The organism is Cellulosimicrobium sp. CUA-896 (assembly GCF_001942335.1).
Taxonomy (GTDB): Bacteria; Actinomycetota; Actinomycetes; order Actinomycetales; family Cellulomonadaceae; genus Cellulosimicrobium.
The window spans coordinates 1-18,004 of the sequence record NZ_MKKH01000045.1 but is presented as its reverse complement, the minus strand read 5'-3'; the positions used below and the strand labels follow the sequence as shown (position 1 = coordinate 18,004).

General features: G+C 74.3%; 15 protein-coding genes and 3 pseudogenes. 12 read left to right on the top strand and 6 right to left on the bottom strand.

Annotation, left to right across the window (positions count from 1 at the left end; genetic code table 11):
- From BJF88_RS13865 to BJF88_RS13860, 3 genes and pseudogenes are all read right to left on the bottom strand, one after another.
- Positions 1–633, bottom strand: a pseudogene (locus tag BJF88_RS13865) (hypothetical protein); the annotation flags it as partial.
- Positions 634–908: 275 nt separating this feature from the next.
- Positions 909–1,313: a diacylglycerol kinase family protein gene (locus BJF88_RS23790; protein WP_369824625.1), complete on the bottom strand. Its 405-nt coding sequence runs from the start codon at positions 1,311–1,313 to the stop codon at positions 909–911.
- Positions 1,235–2,113, bottom strand: coding sequence for a diacylglycerol kinase family protein (locus BJF88_RS13860; protein ID WP_369824624.1), 879 nt, complete (start codon positions 2,111–2,113; stop codon positions 1,235–1,237). The genes BJF88_RS23790 and BJF88_RS13860 overlap by 79 nt, the downstream gene beginning before the upstream one ends.
- Positions 2,114–2,187: 74 nt before the next feature.
- Here BJF88_RS13860 and serS point away from each other — a divergent pair, with 74 nt between their 5' ends.
- Both serS and BJF88_RS13850 read left to right on the top strand, forming a co-directional pair.
- Entirely contained in the window at positions 2,188–3,471 is a 1,284-nt protein-coding gene (gene serS / locus BJF88_RS13855; protein ID WP_075829251.1) for a serine--tRNA ligase, read from the top strand.
- Between the two features lie 134 nt (positions 3,472–3,605).
- On the top strand, positions 3,606–4,391 hold the full coding sequence (locus tag BJF88_RS13850; protein ID WP_255372032.1) for an HAD family hydrolase: 786 nt from the start codon (positions 3,606–3,608) through the stop codon (positions 4,389–4,391).
- Positions 4,392–4,504: 113 nt separating this feature from the next.
- On the opposite strand, the gene map is transcribed toward BJF88_RS13850, so the two are convergent.
- Positions 4,505–5,296 carry a type I methionyl aminopeptidase gene (gene map, locus BJF88_RS13845; protein ID WP_075829250.1) on the bottom strand — a complete coding sequence of 264 codons (792 nt, stop codon included), beginning with the start codon at positions 5,294–5,296 and terminating at the stop codon, positions 4,505–4,507.
- A gap of 153 nt (positions 5,297–5,449) precedes the next feature.
- On the opposite strand from map, the gene BJF88_RS13840 reads away from it, so the two are divergent.
- The 5 genes and pseudogenes from BJF88_RS13840 to BJF88_RS13820 all read left to right on the top strand — a co-directional run bounded on the left by BJF88_RS13840 (position 5,450) and on the right by BJF88_RS13820 (position 11,152).
- Positions 5,450–6,457, top strand: coding sequence for a LacI family DNA-binding transcriptional regulator (locus BJF88_RS13840; RefSeq protein ID WP_075829249.1), 1,008 nt, complete (start codon positions 5,450–5,452; stop codon positions 6,455–6,457).
- Between the two features lie 276 nt (positions 6,458–6,733).
- Positions 6,734–8,140, top strand: a complete 1,407-nt coding sequence (locus BJF88_RS13835) for an ABC transporter substrate-binding protein (RefSeq protein ID WP_083649140.1) — start codon at positions 6,734–6,736, stop codon at positions 8,138–8,140.
- Between the two features lie 143 nt (positions 8,141–8,283).
- Positions 8,284–9,272: pseudogene (locus BJF88_RS13830) on the top strand (carbohydrate ABC transporter permease).
- Entirely contained in the window at positions 9,269–10,237 is a 969-nt protein-coding gene (locus tag BJF88_RS13825; RefSeq protein ID WP_075829247.1) for a carbohydrate ABC transporter permease, read from the top strand. Before BJF88_RS13830 ends, BJF88_RS13825 begins: the two are co-directional and overlap by 4 nt.
- A gap of 66 nt (positions 10,238–10,303) precedes the next feature.
- On the top strand, positions 10,304–11,152 hold the full coding sequence (locus BJF88_RS13820; protein WP_369824623.1) for a DMT family transporter: 849 nt from the start codon (positions 10,304–10,306) through the stop codon (positions 11,150–11,152).
- Between the two features lie 195 nt (positions 11,153–11,347).
- Here BJF88_RS13820 and BJF88_RS23785 read toward each other — a convergent pair.
- Positions 11,348–11,635: pseudogene (locus tag BJF88_RS23785) on the bottom strand (bacterial proteasome activator family protein); the annotation flags it as partial.
- Between the two features lie 74 nt (positions 11,636–11,709).
- Positions 11,710–12,840, bottom strand: coding sequence for an NAD(P)H-quinone oxidoreductase (locus tag BJF88_RS13810; protein WP_369824622.1), 1,131 nt, complete (start codon positions 12,838–12,840; stop codon positions 11,710–11,712).
- Between the two features lie 220 nt (positions 12,841–13,060).
- On the opposite strand from BJF88_RS13810, the gene BJF88_RS19235 reads away from it, so the two are divergent.
- The 5 genes from BJF88_RS19235 (at position 13,061) to BJF88_RS13785 (ending at position 17,861) form a co-directional block, all read left to right on the top strand.
- Positions 13,061–13,354: a hypothetical protein gene (locus BJF88_RS19235; protein ID WP_139316085.1), complete on the top strand. Its 294-nt coding sequence runs from the start codon at positions 13,061–13,063 to the stop codon at positions 13,352–13,354.
- A 341-nt stretch (positions 13,355–13,695) separates the two neighbouring features.
- Complete coding sequence (locus tag BJF88_RS13800) at positions 13,696–15,870, top strand: sensor histidine kinase (protein ID WP_075829245.1); 2,175 nt, start codon at positions 13,696–13,698, stop codon at positions 15,868–15,870.
- A gap of 520 nt (positions 15,871–16,390) precedes the next feature.
- On the top strand, positions 16,391–16,951 hold the full coding sequence (locus BJF88_RS13795) for a hypothetical protein (protein ID WP_075829244.1): 561 nt from the start codon (positions 16,391–16,393) through the stop codon (positions 16,949–16,951).
- Positions 16,952–16,987: 36 nt separating this feature from the next.
- Positions 16,988–17,437: a roadblock/LC7 domain-containing protein gene (locus BJF88_RS13790; protein WP_024839165.1), complete on the top strand. Its 450-nt coding sequence runs from the start codon at positions 16,988–16,990 to the stop codon at positions 17,435–17,437.
- Between the two features lie 10 nt (positions 17,438–17,447).
- The gene (locus BJF88_RS13785; RefSeq protein ID WP_075829243.1) at positions 17,448–17,861 is read left to right on the top strand and encodes a DUF742 domain-containing protein; all 414 of its coding nucleotides are present in this window, start codon (positions 17,448–17,450) and stop codon (positions 17,859–17,861) included.
- Positions 17,862–18,004: the final 143 nt, after the last annotated feature.

The following is an 18,004-nucleotide window of genomic DNA, read 5'->3' as shown; positions in this document are numbered from 1 at the left end:
CGCGCGGCGAGGGTGCCGGGCCCGTGGTGCTCGGTCGTGGCGGGCGCCGGCTCCTCGACGGGGGCGACGAGCGCGTCCCAGCCCGGGACCGCCGTGGGCGCGGCTCGGTGGACCCGGCCGGCGCGGGGACCGGCGGGCAGCCCGGCCCGGGGACCTCCTCCGGCGCGTGGTGACGGTCTGGGACGGCGCGCCGGGGGCCTCGACGTCGGCCGGTTCCGCCGTCGAGATCATCTGCCCCGCCGAGAGCGTGAGCCACGCGTCGGTGGTGCACGTCGTGCGGCCCACGCTCATTGAGGCGACCGCGCCGGTGCGGATCATCGACCACAGCGTGGGCGTCGCCGCCGGCGACACGTCGCTCCAGTACAGGCCCGCGACGGCGACCACGACGACCGGCTCGGGGTCGCGCGGCGCCTCGTCGGTGCCCGGCTCGTCGGTGCCCGGCTCGTCGGGGTCGGGCTCGTCGGGGTCCGGCTCGTCGGGGTCGGGCTCGCCGGGGTCGGACGTCGTCCCGCGGGTGCCGTCGGCCGTCGCGGCCCACGAGCCCGTCGCGGCCCACGAGCCCGTCGCGGGGGCGGAGGCCGGGGCGCTCGACGCGGAGGCGGGCGCGGCGACGACCGTCCCGCCGAGCAGCACCGCCTCGACGCGGAGGCGGGCGCGGCGACGACCGTCCCGCCGAGCAGCACCGCCACGACGAGGGCGAGGACGGCGCGCACCGCCCGGGTGCCCGCGCGGCCCCGACGTGCGGGGACGCGGCGCGGGCGGGCGGTGCGGGCGGCCGGGAGCGTCACCGGTCCAGCCTACGGGGGCGCCCTGCGCCCACCCCGGCGCGCGGGGCGTCCCCGACCGGGACGCTCACCGGGCCTCCACGCGGGACGCACCGGCCCTGCCGACGGCGGCGCGGCGCCAGGTCAGCCGCTGCGGACCACGAGCGCCCCGGGGTCGACGCGGGCCTCCAGCTCGACGGCCTGGCCGATGACGTCGCCGTCGACCTGCGCCTGCTCGCCCCCCTCGACCCGCACGCGCACCCGGCGCGCCTTCGCGTGGTCGATCCGGCCGATCTTGGCGGGGAGCTCGCTGCGCACGCCGAACCCCTGCATGACGACCTCGCCGAAGAGCTGGGCCCAGCCCGCGAGCCCGCCCCGGGTGTCGACCGCCGCGACGTCGAGCACGCCGTCGTCGATGACCGCGTCGGGCAGGAGCGTGATCCCGCCGGGGAGGCGGCCGCAGTTGCCGATCATGACCGAGCGCAGCCGCGCGTCGACGGCGGGGCCGTCGTCGAGCTGGAGGCGGGCGCGCATGCGCCGGCCGTGCAGGTGGCGGATGCCCGCGACGAAGTACGCGACCCAGCCGACGCGCGCCTTGAGGACGTCGTCGCGTCGGCGACCATCGCGGCGTCGAACCCGAGCCCCGCGATGACGAGGAAGATGTGCTCCTTCTCGGTGCTGCCCGTCGTCCCGTCCGCCGCGCGCGCGGCGGACGCCGGCACCGTGGCGTCGCCCGCGGGGGCCGGGCGCGGGGGGATGCGGTCCTCGTCGCCCCGCGCGTCCGGGTCCCCGGAGCATTCGTCCGCCCAGCGCAGCACGCGGACCCAGCCGACGTCGACGGGCCGGTCGACGCCCGCGATGACGACGCGCAGCGCGGCGCGCGGGTCGCCGAGGGGGAGGTCGAGGTTGCGCGCCAGCAGATTGCCCGTGCCGAGCGGGACGAGGGCCATCGTCCGCCCGCTGCCCACCATGCTCTCCGCGACGGCGCGGACCGTGCCGTCGCCGCCCACGGCCACGACGACGTCCGCCCCGCGGGCGAGCGCCTCGCGCGTCTGGCCGATGCCCGGGTCCGCGACGGTCGTCTCGAGCCAGAGCGGGTCGGGCAGCGCGGCCTCCGCGAACGCGGCGCGCACGACGGCCTCGAGCCCGTCGACGTCCGGCTTCGACGGGTTGGCGACGAACGCGACGAGCTCGCGCGGGTCCTCGCGCTCCTCGCCGCCCGGCGCGGGACCCGCCGTCCCGGCGGCGCGGCGCGAGCGCACCTGCTGGGCGCGCAGGCCGAGCGCGACCGTCAGCGCGACGACGGCCACGGCCAGCGCGGCGACCGCGACCCAGAGCTCCCAGGACATGGTCGACACCGTAGCCGCCGTCCGGCGCGCACCGGTGCCCGGGCGGCCGTGCGCCCGTTCGTTAGGCTGCTCGCGTGATCGACCTCCGCCTCCTGCGCGACAACCCCGACATCGTCCGAGACAGCCAGGTCGCGCGCGGCGACGACCCCGCGCTCGTCGACGCGGCGCTCGACGCCGACGCGCGCCACCGTGCGGCGCTCGCCGAGTTCGAGGGGCTGCGGGCCGAGCAGAAGTCCCTCGGCAAGCAGGTGGCGAAGGCCCAGGGCGAGGAGAAGACGGCGCTGCTCGTCCGCACCAAGCAGCTCGCGGCCGACGTCAAGGCGCGCGAGAAGGACGCCGCCGACGCGGACGCCGAGCTCAAGGACCTGCTGTACCGGATCGCGAACGTCGTCGCCGGCGCGCCCTCGGGGGGCGAGGAGGACTACGTCGTCCTGCGCGAGGAGGGCACGGTCCGTGACTTCGCCGCCGAGGGGTTCGCGCCGCGTGACCACCTCGAGCTCGGGGAGGGCCTGCGGGCGATCGACACCGAGCGCGGGGCGAAGGTCTCCGGCGCGCGGTTCTACTATCTCACGGGCGTCGGGGCGCGGCTCGAGCTCGCGATCCTCAACGCCGCGATGGACCGCGCCGTCGCGGCCGGGTTCACGCCCGTCATCACCCCGACGCTCGTGCGCCCCGAGGTCATGCAGGGCACCGGGTTCCTCGGCGCCCACGCGGACGAGATCTACCGGCTCGAGAAGGACGACCTCTACCTCGTCGGCACGAGCGAGGTGGCGCTCGCGGGCTACCACGCGGGCGAGATCCTCGACCTGTCGGCCGGTCCTCGCCGCTACGCCGGCTGGAGCGCGTGCTACCGGCGCGAGGCGGGGTCGCACGGCAAGGACGTGCGCGGCATCATCCGCGTCCACCAGTTCCACAAGGTGGAGATGTTCTCCTACGTCGCGCCCGAGGACGCCGAGGCCGAGCACCAGCGCCTGCTCGGCTGGGAGGAGGACATGCTGCGCCTCGTCGACCTCCCGTACCGCGTCATCGACACGGCCGCGGGCGACCTGGGGTCGAGCGCCGCGCGCAAGTTCGACTGCGAGGCGTGGCTGCCCACGCAGCAGCGCTACCTGGAGCTGACGTCGACGTCGAACTGCACCACGTTCCAGGCACGGCGGCTCAACGTCCGTGAGCGCGTGGAGAGCGACGGCAAGGCCGAGACCCGCACCGTCGCCACGCTCAACGGCACGCTCGGCACGACGCGCTGGATCGTCGCGATCCTCGAGAACCACCAGCAGCCCGACGGCTCGGTGCGCGTGCCCGAGGGCCTGCGCCCGTACCTCGGGGGCCTCGAGGTCCTCGAGCCGGTGAGCGCGTGACGGAGCGCGTGGGGTCGGACGCCGCGGGGGCCGGCGGGGCGCTCGGTCTACCCGCGCCCGCTCGTGCCTCGCGGACGCCTGCCGGACCCACCACGACCTTCGCCACCCCGCCCGCCCCCGCGTCGTCCGAGCCGCTGCTCGTCGCGCTCGACGTCGACGGCACGCTCATGACGTACGACCAGGAGATGTCGGACGACGTGCGCGACGCCGTCGCGGCGCTGCGCGAGGCCGGGCACCACGTCGTGCTCGCGTCCGGTCGCTCGCTCGTCGCGATGACCCCCGTGGCGGAGATCCTCGGCATCGACCGGGGGTGGGTCGTCGCGTCGAACGGCGCGGTGACGGCACGCCTCGACCCCGACGAGCCCGACGGCTACGTGCTCGAGGACGTCGTGACGTTCGACCCCGGCCCGGCACTGCGCCTGCTGCGCGAGCGCCTGCCCGACGCGCGGTACGCCGTGGAGGACGTCGGCGTGGGGTTCCGCATGAACGAGCTCTTCCCCGACGGCGAGCTCGACGGCGTGCACCGCGTCGTCGACTTCGACGAGCTGTGGTCGGGCGAGGTGACGCGCGTCGTCGTGCGCTCGCCCGGGTCGACGAGCGAGGAGTTCCACGAGCTCGTCGAGCAGCTCGGCCTCGACGACGTCACGTACGCCGTCGGGTGGACGGCGTGGATGGACCTCGCCCCGCTCGGCGTGACGAAGGCGACCGCGCTCGAGCAGGTGCGCCGCACCCTGCACGTCCAGCCGCACCGCACGGTCGCGGTGGGGGACGGGCACAACGACGTCGAGATGCTCGGCTGGGCGGCGCGCGGCGTCGCGATGGGCCACGCCGACGAGCGCGTGCGCGCCGCGGCCGACGAGGTCACCGGGCCCATCGCCGACGACGGCGCCGTCGCCGTCCTGCGCTCGCTCCTGCCCTGACCGCGAGGTAGAGCGCGCGGTCGCGAGGTAGAGCCCGCAGAGCTCTACCTCGCGACCGCAGCCTCTACCTCGTGACCGGGGCGTCCGTCCCGCGGGACGCTGCTCGGGACGCGCTACTCGCGGGGCTCGCGCGCCGTGAGGACGAGGGGCCCGTCCTCCGTGATCGCGATCGTGTGCTCGCTGTGCGCGCCGCGCGAGCCGTCCACCGAGCGCAGCGTCCAGCCATCGGGGTCGGTGAAGATCTCGTCGGTCGACTCGAGGAACCACGGCTCGATCGCGACGACGAGGCCCGGCTTGAGCGGGAACCCGCGCTTGCGGCGGCCGTCGTTGGGGATGTGGGGCTCGCCGTGCATGGTGCGGCCGACGCCGTGCCCGCCGAAGTCGGTGTTCACCGAGTAGCCCGCCGCGTGCGCGACGTCGGCGATGGCGGCCGAGATGTCGCCGACCTTCTTGCCCGGCTGGGCGGCCGCGATGCCGGCCTCCAGCGCGCGCTCGGTGGTCTCGATGAGCTTGCGGTCCGCCTCGCCCAGCGCGCCGTCGCGCGGGGTCCCGACGACGAACGAGATCGCCGAGTCCGACACCCAGCCGTCGACGGACGCCGCGAAGTCGAGGGTCAGCAGGTCGCCGTCGCGCAGCGCGTAGTCGAACGGGAGGCCGTGCAGCACCGCGTCGTTGACCGACGTGCAGATGACCTTGCCGAACGGGCTCGCGCCGAACGACGGGTGGTAGTCGATGTAGCACGACTCGGCGCCGCGCTCGCGGATCATGCGGTGGGCGACCTCGTCGAGCTCGAGCAGGTTCGTGCCGACCGTCGCGGCGGCGCGGACCGTCGTGAGGACGTCGGCGACGAACCGCCCCGCGGGTCGCATCTGGTCGATCTCCCGCGGCGTCCTCAGCTCGATCATCGTGGTCCCTCCGTGCGGCGTCCGGTCGCGGGTGCGCGACCGCGGTCCACGATATCCGCCGCGCCGGTCGTGCACGCAGGCGGGACTGCGCGCCGGGTGGCTGCCGGGCGCGGATGTCGCGTCGTGCGGCACGGACGGGCAGAATCAGCGCTCGTGGCAGGCATCGAGGACGTGGCCAGGGCCGCCGGGGTGTCCACGGCGACGGTCTCGCGCGCGCTCCGCGGCCTGCCGAACGTCTCGGACGCCACGCGCCGGCGCGTGCTCGCGGAGGCCACGCGCCTGGGCTACGTGCCGACGCCGTCGGCGTCGTCACTCGCGACCGGGCGCACCCGCACGATCGGGCTCCTCACGCCGTGGGTCAGCCGTTGGTTCTTCGCGAACGTCATCGAGGGCGCCGAGCGCGCCCTGCGCGACGTGGGGTACGACGTGCTGCTGCACACGTTCGTCGTGCGACGCGACGAGCCCCGGCGGCGGGTGGACCCGGACGTGCTGCGGCACCGCGTCGACGGCACGCTCGTCGTCGGCCTCCCGCTCGACGACGACGAGGTGCGCTCGCTCGTGGGCCTCGACCGTCCGCTCGCGTTCGTCGGCTCCGGGCCGGACGACCAGGTCACGGTGCGGCTCGACGACGTCGCGACGGGGTACGCGGCGACGCGCCACCTGCTCGACCTGGGCCACCGCGTCGTCGGGCACGTGACCGGCGTGCCGGACCTCGTGTCGTCGTGGTCCCCGCCCGCCGAGCGCTCCCTCGGCTACGTGCGCGCGCTCGCCGAGGCCGGGGTCGACGTCGACCGGGAGCTGGAGGCGAACGGCGACTTCGACGTCGAGGGCGGCCGCGCCTCGACGGCCGAGCTGCTGCGCCGGCGGCCCGACGTGACCGCGGTGTTCGCGGCCTCCGACGAGATGGCGATGGGCGCGCTGCTGGCCGCGCGCGACCTGGGCCTGCGCGTGCCCGAGGACCTGTCGGTGGTCGGGGTCGACGGGCACGACCTCGGGGAGGTCGCCGGCCTGACGACCGTCGCGCAGGACGCCTACCAGCAGGGCGCGGACGCCGCGCTGCTGCTGCTCGAGATGGTGAACGGCGCGCCGGTGCCCCAGCGCCTGACGTACCCCACCGAGCTCGTGCGACGCCGGTCGACCGGCCCACCGCGCGCGTCCTGACCGCCGGAGGCCGGCGCCGGGCCTTTCGCCGCGCACGGTCACGACGGCTGTGGGAGCGTGTCCACCGGGGTGGTGGCGCTCGAGCGGACCGGTGGTTCCCGTGACGGAATCGTTACCCGAAGGCAGCCGCTCCGTGCTTGCAGAACGCCGATGTAAACGCTTGCATTGTCCGTAGGGCGAGAGCGCTGCCGCGCTCGCCGACGTCCGCGGCACGGCCGGCCCACGAGGCCGGGGCGTCGCGGTCGTCCGCGCTCACACGACGAGGTGGAGGTTGACATGACCAGGAGCACGATGACCGGCGCGGCGCGTCGCCGCGCGTTCGCCGTCGCAGCCGGCGGTGCGAGCCTCGCGCTCGTGCTCGCCGCGTGCGGCGGGGGCGGCGACGGAGGAGACGGCGGCGGGGACGGCGGCGACGCCGCCGCCACGCCCGAGATCGACTGCTCGGCCTACGAGGAGTTCGGCGACCTCGAGGGGACCGAGGTCTCGGTCTACACCTCGATCGTCGAGCCCGAGCAGGCGACCCAGGAGGACTCCTACGACCCGTTCGAGGAGTGCACCGGCGTCACGGTGAACTACGAGGGCTCGCGCGAGTTCGAGGCACAGCTCCTCGTCCGCATCCAGGCGGGCAACGCGCCCGACATCGCCTACCTCCCGCAGCCGGGCCTGCTCAACACGATCGTCACGGACTTCCCGGACGCGATCGTGCCGGCGCCCGAGGCGACCGTGTCGAACGTCGACGAGTTCTTCAGCGAGTCGTGGAAGGACTACGGCACGGTCGACGGCACGTTCTACGCGGCGCCCCTCGGCTCGAACGTCAAGTCCTACGTGTGGTACTCGCCGTCGATGTTCGAGGACGCGGGCTACGAGATCCCCACGACGTGGGACGAGATGATGGACCTCACCGCCGAGATCGCCGACTCCGGGGCCATCCCCTGGTGCGCCGGCGTCGAGTCCGGCGACGCGACCGGCTGGCCGGCCACCGACTGGATCGAGGACGTCGTGCTGCGCACGGCCGGTCCCGAGGTGTACGACCAGTGGTACACGCACGAGATCCCGTTCAACGACCCGCAGATCGTCGAGGCGTTCGACGCGACCGGCGACATCCTCAAGGACCCGGCCTACGTCAACGGCGGTCTGGGCGGTGTCGACTCGATCGCGACGACCGCGTGGACGGACGCGGGCTACCCGATCCTCGACGGCAGCTGCTGGCTGCACCGTGCGGCGAACTTCTACCAGACGCAGTGGCCCGAGGGCACCGAGGTGGCCGAGGACGGCGACGTCTACGCGTTCTACCTGCCGACCAACCAGACCGACATCAAGCCGGTCCTCGGCGGTGGCGAGTTCGTCGCCGCGTTCAACGACCGTCCTGAGGTGCAGGCGTTCCAGACCTACCTGTCGTCGGCGGACTGGGCGAACGCCAAGGCCATGACCACGCCGATGGGCGGGTGGGTCAGCGCGAACAACGGGCTCGACCCCGAGAACCTCGCGACGGAGTTCGACCAGCTCTCCGCCGAGATCCTCGCCGACCCCGACGCCGTGATCCGCTTCGACGCGTCCGACCTCATGCCGGGCGAGGTGGGCGCCGGGACGTTCTGGACCGGGATGGTCAACTGGTTCACCGGTTCCGACACCCAGGAGGTCGTGGACACGATCGAGGCGTCCTGGCCGGCCTCGTCCTCGTGACCCCGGCGGGGCGCGCGCCGCTCGCGTGACCCGAGCACGACCCGGACGGGGGGTCCGCCGCGAGCGGCGGACCCCCGTCCGGACCCCACCATGGAGACGACGCTCGACCCCCACGGTCGCGGGCGAGCAGACCGGAGGTCCCGATGGACTGGTTGACCGACCCGAGCTCTCCCGCGGAGAAGTTCGGCCTGATGTTCCTGGCGATCGTGCTGTTCGTGGTCGTCATGGGCGCGATCCTCCTCGCGGTGGACCGCCCCAAGCGCATCCCGCGGTGGGTCGTCGTCCTGGGGTTCGTCGGCCCGGCCGTCATCGGCCTCGCCTGGGGGCTCGTGCGACCCGCTGTCATCACGGTCTGGAACTCGCTGTTCGACCGCCGCGGCAACGAGTTCGTCGGCTTCGACAACTACGTCACGGCCTTCACGACGGACCAGTTCCAGCTCGTGCTGCGCAACACCGCGATCTGGGTCGTGGTCGTCCCGCTCCTGTCCACGCTGATCGGCGTCGTCTACGCCGTCATCGTGGACCGCTCGCGCTTCGAGAAGTTCGCCAAGGCTCTCGTCTTCCTGCCCATGGCGATCTCCATGGTCGGCGCGTCGATCATCTGGGGGTTCGTCTACGAGTTCCGGCCCGACCAGCCCGGCGTGCAGCAGATCGGTCTGCTCAACCAGCTGCTCGTGTGGCTCGGGATCCCGCCGCAGCAGTTCCTCATCGGCCAGCCGTGGAACACGTTCTTCCTCATCGTCGTGATGATCTGGATCCAGACGGGCTTCGCGATGACCATCCTCTCGGCGGCGATCAAGGCGATCCCCGACGACATCGTCGAGGCCGCCCGGCTCGACGGGCTCAAGGGCTTCGGCATGTTCCGGTACATCACGATCCCCAGCGTCCGGCCGGCGCTCGTCGTCGTCCTCACGACGATCGCGATGGCGACGCTCAAGATCTTCGACATCGTCCGGACGATGACCGGCGGCCAGTTCGGCACCGACGTCGTGGCCAACGAGTTCTACACGCAGGCGTTCCGGCAGAACAACCAGGGCCTGAGCTCCGCGCTCGCCGTGATCCTCTTCGTCCTGGTCGTACCGATCATCGTCTACACGTCCGCCAGATGCGGCTCGCCGAGGAGATCCGATGACCAGCACGCCGATCCCCCCGGTCGTCCCGGACACCGACCTCACCACCGAGGGCGAGACCGAGGGACCCCGCGGCCCGCGCAAGATCAGCCGGCTCGAGAAGCGCGCCATCGCGGCGAAGGGCAGGCTCAGCTCGCCGTGGGCGTCCTTCCTCGCGATCCTCATCGCGCTCCTGTGGACCATCCCGTCCGTGGGGCTCCTCGTCACGTCGTTCCGCCCCGAGCTGGACATCCGCCGCAGCGGCTGGTGGACGGTCATCCCCGGGATCTTCACCGGCGAGGCGGAGTTCACGCTCGACAACTACGACCAGGCGCTCTACGGCAGCGGCTCGAACCTCTCGACCTACTTCGTCAACTCGTTCGTCATCACGCTGCCGGCGGTGGTCATCCCGATCACCCTCGCGCTGCTCGCGGCGTACGCGTTCGCGTGGATCGAGTTCCGTGGGCGGGAGATCCTCTTCGTCGCGATCTTCGCCCTCCAGGTCGTCCCGCTGCAGGTGGCGCTCGTGCCGCTCCTGCGCGACTACGTGACCGTCGGACTCAACGGCACGTTCTGGACCGTGTGGCTGTCGCACTCGATCTTCGCGCTGCCGCTGGCCATCTTCCTGCTGCACAACTTCATGAAGGACATCCCGCGCTCGCTCGTCGAGGCCGCGCGCGTCGACGGCGCGGGCCACGTGAAGATCTTCTTCCAGGTGCTCCTGCCGCTCCTCGTCCCGGCCATCGCCTCGTTCGCGATCTTCCAGTTCCTCTGGGTGTGGAACGACCTCCTCGTGGGCCTGACCTTCGCGGATGTGGGGACCTACCCGCTCACCGTCCGTGTCGCGGAGATGGCCGGGTCGCGCGGCGGCGACTGGCACATCCTCACGGCGGGCGCCTTCATCTCGATCATCGTCCCGCTGATCGTGTTCGTCGCCCTCCAGCGGTACTTCGTCCGCGGCCTCCTCGCGGGGTCGGTCAAGGGCTGACGCGCGCGGGCGCCGTCCGGCCCTCGTGCCGGGCGCGCCGGCGTGCCGCGGTCGTAGAGTCGTGCGGTGCCCGTCCGTCCCGCCGCCGCTCTCGAGCAGGTGCCCGTGCCCGCGCTGTTCGTGGTCTCCGGGCTCACCCAGTACCTCGGCGCGGCGATCGCCGTCGGGCTCTTCGCCGTGGCGGGGGCGGCCGAGGTGGGCTGGCTGCGCATCGCGGCGTCGGCCGTCCTGCTGCTCGCCTGGCGCCGACCGTGGCGCCGCTCGTGGACGCGTCGCGACCTCGCGTGGGTCGGCGTCTTCGGGCTGGCGCTCGCGTCGATGAACCTCGCGTTCTACGTCGCGATCGACCACCTGCCGCTCGGGACGGCCGTCGCGATCGAGTTCTGCGGACCGGTCGCCGTGGCGGCCGTGACGGGCCGCGGCTGGCGCGAGCGCGGGGCGATCGCCGTCGCGGCCGCCGGCGTCGTGCTGCTCGCCGGGGTGACGATCGAGTCGGACCTGCCGCGCGAGGACGCCGTGGTCGGGCTCGCCGCCATCGGCGTCGCGGCGGCGTGCTGGGCCGCGTACGTCGTGCTCGGGCGGCGCGTCGCCGTCGCCGGGTCCGGCGTGACGTCGTTGTCCGTCGCCATGACCCTCGGCGCGCTCGCGTCCGCTCCGTTCCTCGCGCCGTCCGCCGTCCCCGTGCTCGCGGACTGGCGGTACGCCGCGGCCGTCGCCGGGGTCGCGGTGTTCTCGTCCGTCGTGCCCTACGCGCTCGAGCAGGTGGTCCTGCGCCGCGTCAGCGCCGCGACGTTCTCCGTGCTGCTCGCCCTGCTGCCGGCGACCGCGGCCGTCGTGGGCGCGTCGTGCTCCGCCAGGTGCCGACCCTGCCGGAGCTCGCCGGCCTCCTCCTCGTCTCCGGGGCGATCGCCATGACGGCGCGGCGGTCGTCCGGGCCGGCGGACGTGCCGACGCAGGACCCGCCGGACGCTCAGAGGTACTGACCGGGGGACGGGCGCCGTCGTGCGGGTCGTGGCCGTCGGGACGGCCCGGCATGCCCGGGGCCGCGGGGCTCGTCGCCACCGCTCCCGGCGGCAGCGCCCGGCGCATCTGGGAGAGCTGGGACTGGGCCGCCATCTGCTGGGCGACGAGCGCCGTCTGGATGCCGTGGAACAGGCCCTCGAGCCAGCCCACGAGCTGCGCCTGCGCGACGCGCAGCTCGGCGTCGGACGGCACGGCGTCGTCCGTGAACGGCAGCGTGATCCGGTGGAGCTCGTCGACGAGGTCGGGGGAGAGGCCCTCCTCCAGCTCGGTCAACGAGCGCTCGTGGATCTCCGCCAGGCGTGAGCGCGCCGCGTCGTCGAGGGGTGCGTCGCGCACCTCGTCCAGCAGCTTCTTGATCATGCCGCCGATCCGCATGACCTTCGCCGGCTCCTCGATCACGTTCGCGGGGCCGCGTTCGGCGGCCCCGGCATCGTCGCCGTCGACCACGTTCACGCCCGTGCCGTCCGGCGCGACCACGGTGACGCGGTCGGGGCCGTCGTCCGGCCGGTCGCCGCGAGGGGCGTCGTCGTCGGGGCGGGGGTCGCGCGCGTCGTCAGCCATGGGGCCAGTCTTGCGGCTGCCGCCGTCGCCCGCACCGGCGCGCTACGGGACGAGCAGGACCTTGCCGAACACCTCGCCCGAGTCGAGGAGCTCGTGCGCACGCGCGCCTCGTCGAGGGGCACGCGGGCGTGCACGACCGGCCGCACCCGGCCGTCCTCGACCATCGGCCACACGTGCGCGAGGACGTCCCGCACGATGCGGGCCTTCTCCGCGGCCGGTCGTGCGCGCAGCGTCGTACCGGCGACCGTCGCCCGCCGTGCGAGCAGGCGGCCCAGGTCGAGCTCGGCGCGCGCGCCCTGCTGCATGCCGATGACCACCAGCCGGCCGCCCGTCGCGAGCGCCCGGAGGTTGCGGTCGAGGTACGCGGCGCCGACCACGTCGAGGATCACGTCCGCCCCGTGGCCGTCCGAGGCGGAGCGCACCGCCTCGACGAAGTCCTCCTCGCGGTGGTCGACGGCGAGGTCCGCCCCGAGCGCGAGGCACCGGTCCGCGCGCGCCCGGCCGCCCGCGGTCACCGCGACGCGCGCCCCCAGCGCCGCGCCGACCTGGACCGCGAGAGTGCCGACGCCGCCCGAGCCGCCGTGCACGAGCAGCCGCTCGCCGGCGGTGAGGTGTCCCACGTCGACGACGTTGCTCCACACCGTGCACGCCGCCTCGGGGAGCGCGGCCGCGTCGACGAGGTCGACGCCCGCGGGGACGGGCAGGACCTGGGTCGCGCGGACCCGGACCTGCTCCGCGTACCCGCCGCCCTCGAGCAGCGCGACGGCGCGGTCCCCGACGGACCAGCCGCTGACCTCCTCGCCGACGCTCGCGACGGTGCCCGCGACCTCGAGCCCCGGCCAGTCGGGCGCACCCGGAGGAGCGGGGTACGCGCCGGCGCGTTGCAGCAGGTCAGCGCGGTTCACGCCGGCGGCGGCGACGTGCAGGACCACCTCGTCGGGACGCGGGGTCTGGTCAGGGAGCTCGGAAACGGTTAAGTTCTCAGGGCCGCCAGGGCCGGAGATCGTGACGCCTCGCACACCGTCGAGCGTACGCGCAGGCCGTCGGAGGTGCCGGACCGGCCGGCAGGGGGCGAGGGTCGTCGACGTTCGAGTTGCGGTCGTCGGCGGATTAGGCGTCCGGGCGATGTGCACCGATAGTTAGTACGCACGACCGGGGAGCCGGGCCGCACGCGCACGCCGCGACGCCGCCGAACCGGGTGGATCTGGGTCATGGAGGCAGGTTCGTATGCTCCGCAGGTTGAGCGTCCGCGGGAAGATCCTTGCGGCCCTCGCCGTCCCCGTGCTCGTCCTCTTCGTCGCGGCGGCGGTCATCTCGGGACAGGCCATCTCGGCTGCGCGCGGCGCGAGCCAGACGAACGCGCTCGTCGAGGCGCTCGAGGTCCAGGACGCCGCCGGGACGGCGATCGCGGCCGAGCGCGGCTACGCGATCCTCGACTCCTACCGCGTCGAGGGCGCCGAGCAGATGATGCTCGAGCAGCGCGAGGCGACGGACCGCGCGCTCGACGCCCGCGACCGGGCGTCGACGGGCTGAACACCTCGGCGCTCGACGAGCGCGTCCGCGACGCGATCGCCCGGACGCGTGCCGACCGCGAGGAGCTGCGCGACCTCCGGATCGCGATCGACCGCTCGAGCCAGGGCGAGCAGGCCCGCATCAACTCGTACTCCGAGCTCATCGACAACGCGCTCGAGGTCCCGGCCGCGCTCGCCGACACGTCGTCGGAGCGTTCCCTCGCCCAGTACCTCGAGACGTACGTCCTCCTCGACGAGCTCCTCGCCCAGCAGGCGCTCGAGCTCCCGGTCGCGGGGGCGGTCATCTCCGCCGCGCAGGTCGGGCAGGAGAGCGAGGCGGCCACGCAGCGTGCGGCCGTCCTCATGACGACCGGGGAGTCGCTCAACCAGGAGACGCGGGCGGCGCTGCGGCTGCTGCCGGACTCCGGTCTTCAGCTCGAGGTCTTCAACCCGGACTACAGCCAGCTCCGCTACAACGTCGCCGCCTCGCGGCCTGCGTCCATCTCAGCCGACGACGCGGTGCAGTGGGAGACCCTCTCGCTCGCCGACCGCGAGCAGACCACGGCGGTCCGCGACGAGGTGCGCGACCGGACCGCGGAGCGGGCCGACTCCCTGTCGTCGGCCGCGACGACGCGCGCCGTGCTGACCATCGGCGTGACCCTGCTCGCGATCGCCGTGTCGATCCTCGTCGCGGGTCTCATCGCCCGCGCGATCGTCAACCCGCTGCGCCGACTGACCGGTGCCGCGGAGGACGTGCGCGAACGGCTGCCGCAGCTCGTCTCGCAGGTCGCCGTCCCGGGTCAGGGCCCGTCCATCGACCTCGCGCCGATCTCCGTCGAGTCGACCGACGAGGTCGGGCAGCTCGCGACCGCGTTCAACGACGTCAACGCGACGACGGTCACGGTCGCGCGCGAGCAGGCCGCGCTGCGCGGCTCCATCGCCGAGATGTTCGTCAACGTCGCCCGTCGCGACCAGGTGCTGCTCAACCGCCAGCTCGCGTTCCTCGACGACCTCGAGCGGTCCGAGGAGGACCCGGGGACGCTGTCGAACCTGTTCCGGCTCGACCACCTCGCGACCCGGATGCGCCGCAACGCCGAGTCGCTGCTGGTCCTCGCGGGCATCGACTCGGGGCGCCGCGTGCGCCAGCCCATGCCGGCGTCCGACGTCATCCGTACCGCCTCGTCCGAGATCGAGCTGTACGACCGGGTCCGCCTGAACCTCGTCGTCGACCCGCTGATGCTCGGTCACAACGCCCTCAACGCGGCGCACCTGCTGGCCGAGCTCCTCGAGAACGCGACGATGTTCTCCGAGCCGCACACGCCCGTCGAGGTGACGACCGGCCGCGACGAGCACGCCGTCCACATCACGGTCCGGGACCACGGCCTCGGCATGACGCCCGAGGAGATCGAGGACGCGAACCGCAAGGTCGCCACGCACGCCGCGTCCGACGTCGTCGGCGCCCAGCGCCTCGGCCTCTTCGTGGTCGGCCGCCTCGCCGACCGTCTCGGCGCACGCGTGCGCTTCGCGTCCGGCGCGGGCGACAACGGCACCGAGGTCACCGTCTCGTTCCCCGCCGTGCTCTTCGTCGCCGACTCCCACGTGCCGCTCCCGCAGCCGACCGACCCGCTCGAGGCCGGCACGCAGGCCGCCGCGCAGCAGCTCGCGAGCACGGGCGTCGTGCCGGCCGTCGCCGAGCCGGAGCCGCAGCAGCTGCCGGCCGCTTCGCAGCCCGTCCCGGTCGCCTCGCAGCCGGTGCCGGTCGCGCCCGCCGCGGTCACGCCGGAGGCGCCCTCGGCCGAGCCGGTGGACATCGCCGCGCTCACCGACGGCACCACGCAGACGGGCATGCCGCGGCGCCGCTCGCGTGCGGTCGACCCCGCGGCGTCCGCACCGAGCGCGTCGTTCGCCTCCGGCCCGCAGACGGGCGCGATCGTCCTGCCGCCGCTCGCGACCCCCGCGCTGCCGGACGACCTCCCCGCCACCGACGACGCGTGGACGCCGCCCGCCGAGGTCGCCCCCGCGGGCGGCGACCTGCCGAGCCGGTCGCGCGCCGCGGCGACGCCGGTCGAGCCGGAGTCCGCCGAGATCCCGGTCCTCGACGTGAGCACCCGCAGCGCGCTGTTCTCGAGCTTCCGGCCCGTGGGCGAGCGCGGCGCGGCGCCCAACCCCGTCGACCTCGGCCCGTCGCCGGAGGTCACGGCGACCGACATCCCGCTCGTCCCCGACCACACGGCCGGCGGCGAGACCGTCGCGCCCGCAGTGTGGGCGACCGAGGAGCCCGCGCAGCCTGCCGCCTGGACGCCGTCCGCCGAGCCCGCGGAGGCTGCCGCCGGCGAGCCGTTCCCCGAGCCCGCGGAGACCGCGCACGCCGGGGCGGCGCCCACGGCAGCCCCCGAGCCGGCGGCGTGGACGCCCGAGCCTGCGACCTCGTCCTGGTCGCCGTCCCCCGCCGACGAGACGACGGCCGCCCCCGCGCCGCTCGCGCAGCGAGTGCCCGAAAGGCCCCCGAGGCCGCTCCCGAGCGCGCCGCGGACGTGACGTCCGAGCAGGAGCCGGTCCACGGGGCGGTCCCGGCGGACGCCGGCGCTCCGGCCGCGGAGGACGTGCCCGCGGAGCTGTCGTTCGAGGCGCTGCCGCGCTTCGAGGAGCTCATGGCCGACCTGCCGACGCGACGGTCGCTGCGCGAGAGCCAGGCCCGCAAGCGCGGGATCTTCGGGCGGCGCCCCCGCACGACCACGACCCCGCAGGTGCCGTCCACGGCGCCCGGTCGCGCGTCCGCGCTCGGGGACGGCGATCGTCCCGCGGAGCCCGCGCCGCGCCCCACGGACGGGGCGGCGCCCGTCCAGCAGCCGCCGCTCACGCTCACGCCGACCGAGCCCGTCCCGGTCGAGCCGGAGCCGCGCCAGGCCCCGGTGCGCGCGTCGGCGTTCTCCGCCCCCGCGCCCGAGCGTCCCGACCGTGCCCCGGAGGGCCGGGCGGCGGTGACCCGGACGCGGAGCCCTCGTCCTTCGCGCCGCCGGCGCGCACGGACGCCGGCGCGTACCCGGCGACCGGTGCCGTGGCGCCGTCGCAGCAGTCGCAGCCGGCGCAGACCCCGGGCCACGAGACGTCCCTCCCGCAGCGCACGTCCGTCGCGCAGGGTTCGGCGCCGCGTCGGGAGGACCCCGGCACGTACGGACCGCCGACGCCGCTCGCACGCCGGCAGGTGCCGGAGCTGGAGCCGCTCGACGCGGACTACATCACCGACTCCGTCGAGGCGCGGTCGGACTGGATGGCCTCGGCCGTCCTGTACGAGGAGATGTCCACGCTGCTGAGCGGAGCCGGCGACTTCCAGGAGACGAGCCTGGAGGGCCCGGACGGCGGGACCTACCAGCCGCTCCGGGTGGAGCCGACCGCGTCCTCGGGCCTGACGCGCCGGTCGCGCGGCCAGGACCGCGAGGGGTACGTGGACCGGTTCACGGCCCGGATCGACCGCGACCCGGAGCAGCTCCGGGCCAGGCTCTCGGCGTTCCAGTCCGGAACGGCCCGCGGCCGGGTCGAGGGGACCGACGAGACGAGTTCGACGTGGACGACCGGGACCATGGATCATGTCCCTGATTCAGCGCCGCAGGCGCGGTGACGACGTGCCGTCTGTGGCAACTGACGAGGAGGAACAGTGAACGCGCTCAGCACCGAGGCAACGAACTTCGGGTGGCTGCTCGACAACTTCGTGCGGACGGTACCGGGCAGCCGGCACACGCTCGTGGTGTCGGCCGACGGCCTGCTCATGGCGATGTCGGACCAGCTCGACCGCACGAGCGGTGACCAGCTGGCGGCGATCGTCTCCGGCATGTCGAGCCTGACGCGGGGGGCCGCCCGCCAGCTCAACGGGGGCAACGTCCGCCAGGCCATCATCGAGATGGACAACGGGTTCCTGTTCCTCATGAACGTGTCGAACGGGTCCGTGCTCGGCGTCGTGGCCGAGGCCAACTGCGACATCGGCCTCATCGGCTACGAGATGGCGCTCCTCGTCTCGCGCACGGAGGCTACCCTGACCCCGCAGCTGATCTCCGAGATGCGGGGGAGCCTCCCCGTTGACGGTGCCACCCGAGCCCCCGTGGGATGAGGTCTGATCGATGACGAACGTACCTTTCGGCAGCGTCGGCTCGCACGGCGACGTCTACGAGGCGGCGACGGTCCGCCCGTACGCCGTGACCGGCGGACGCGTCCGGTCGGCCACGTCGGACCTCCCGCTCGAGGCTCTCGTCGAGGTCATGCCCGGAGCGGTGAACAGCTTCGGACTGCCCCCGGAGAAGCGCTCGATCCTCCAGCACGCGGCGCACACCTACGTCTCCATCGCCGAGCTGTCGGCGCTGCTCCGGCTGCCGCTCGGTGTGACGAAGGTGCTCGTCGCGGACTTGCAGGAGGACAACTACATCACCGTCCACACCTCGACCCCGCTCAACGTGCACACGGGCCACGGCAGCAACAACTCGGGCCTGTCGCTGAGCGTCCTGGAGAGTGTTCTCAATGGCATTTCCACCCTCTGAGGGATCCGGTGCCGCGCCGCAGGGCGGCGCGGCACCGGGCTCGTCCGCGGGTACGGTCCCGGCCCCCTCGTGGTCGCCGATGACCGGGTCGGGCTCCGCCGAGCGTCCCGCCGCGCCGGCAGCGCCGCAGTCGCCGCCGCCGC

What these genes read in the sequence shown, in the direction of transcription:
- BJF88_RS13860 (WP_369824624.1), bottom strand. Translation starts at nt 2,113, where the DNA reads ATGTCCTGGGAGCTCTGGGTCGCGGTCGCCGCGCTGGCCGTGGCCGTC.
- map (WP_075829250.1), bottom strand. Translation starts at nt 5,296, where the DNA reads ATGATCGAGCTGAGGACGCCGCGGGAGATCGACCAGATGCGACCCGCG.
- BJF88_RS13835 (WP_083649140.1), top strand. Translation starts at nt 6,734, where the DNA reads ATGACCAGGAGCACGATGACCGGCGCGGCGCGTCGCCGCGCGTTCGCC.
- BJF88_RS13825 (WP_075829247.1), top strand. Translation starts at nt 9,269, where the DNA reads ATGACCAGCACGCCGATCCCCCCGGTCGTCCCGGACACCGACCTCACC.
- BJF88_RS13800 (WP_075829245.1), top strand. Translation starts at nt 13,696, where the DNA reads ATGACGACCGGGGAGTCGCTCAACCAGGAGACGCGGGCGGCGCTGCGG.
- BJF88_RS13785 (WP_075829243.1), top strand. Translation starts at nt 17,448, where the DNA reads ATGACGAACGTACCTTTCGGCAGCGTCGGCTCGCACGGCGACGTCTAC.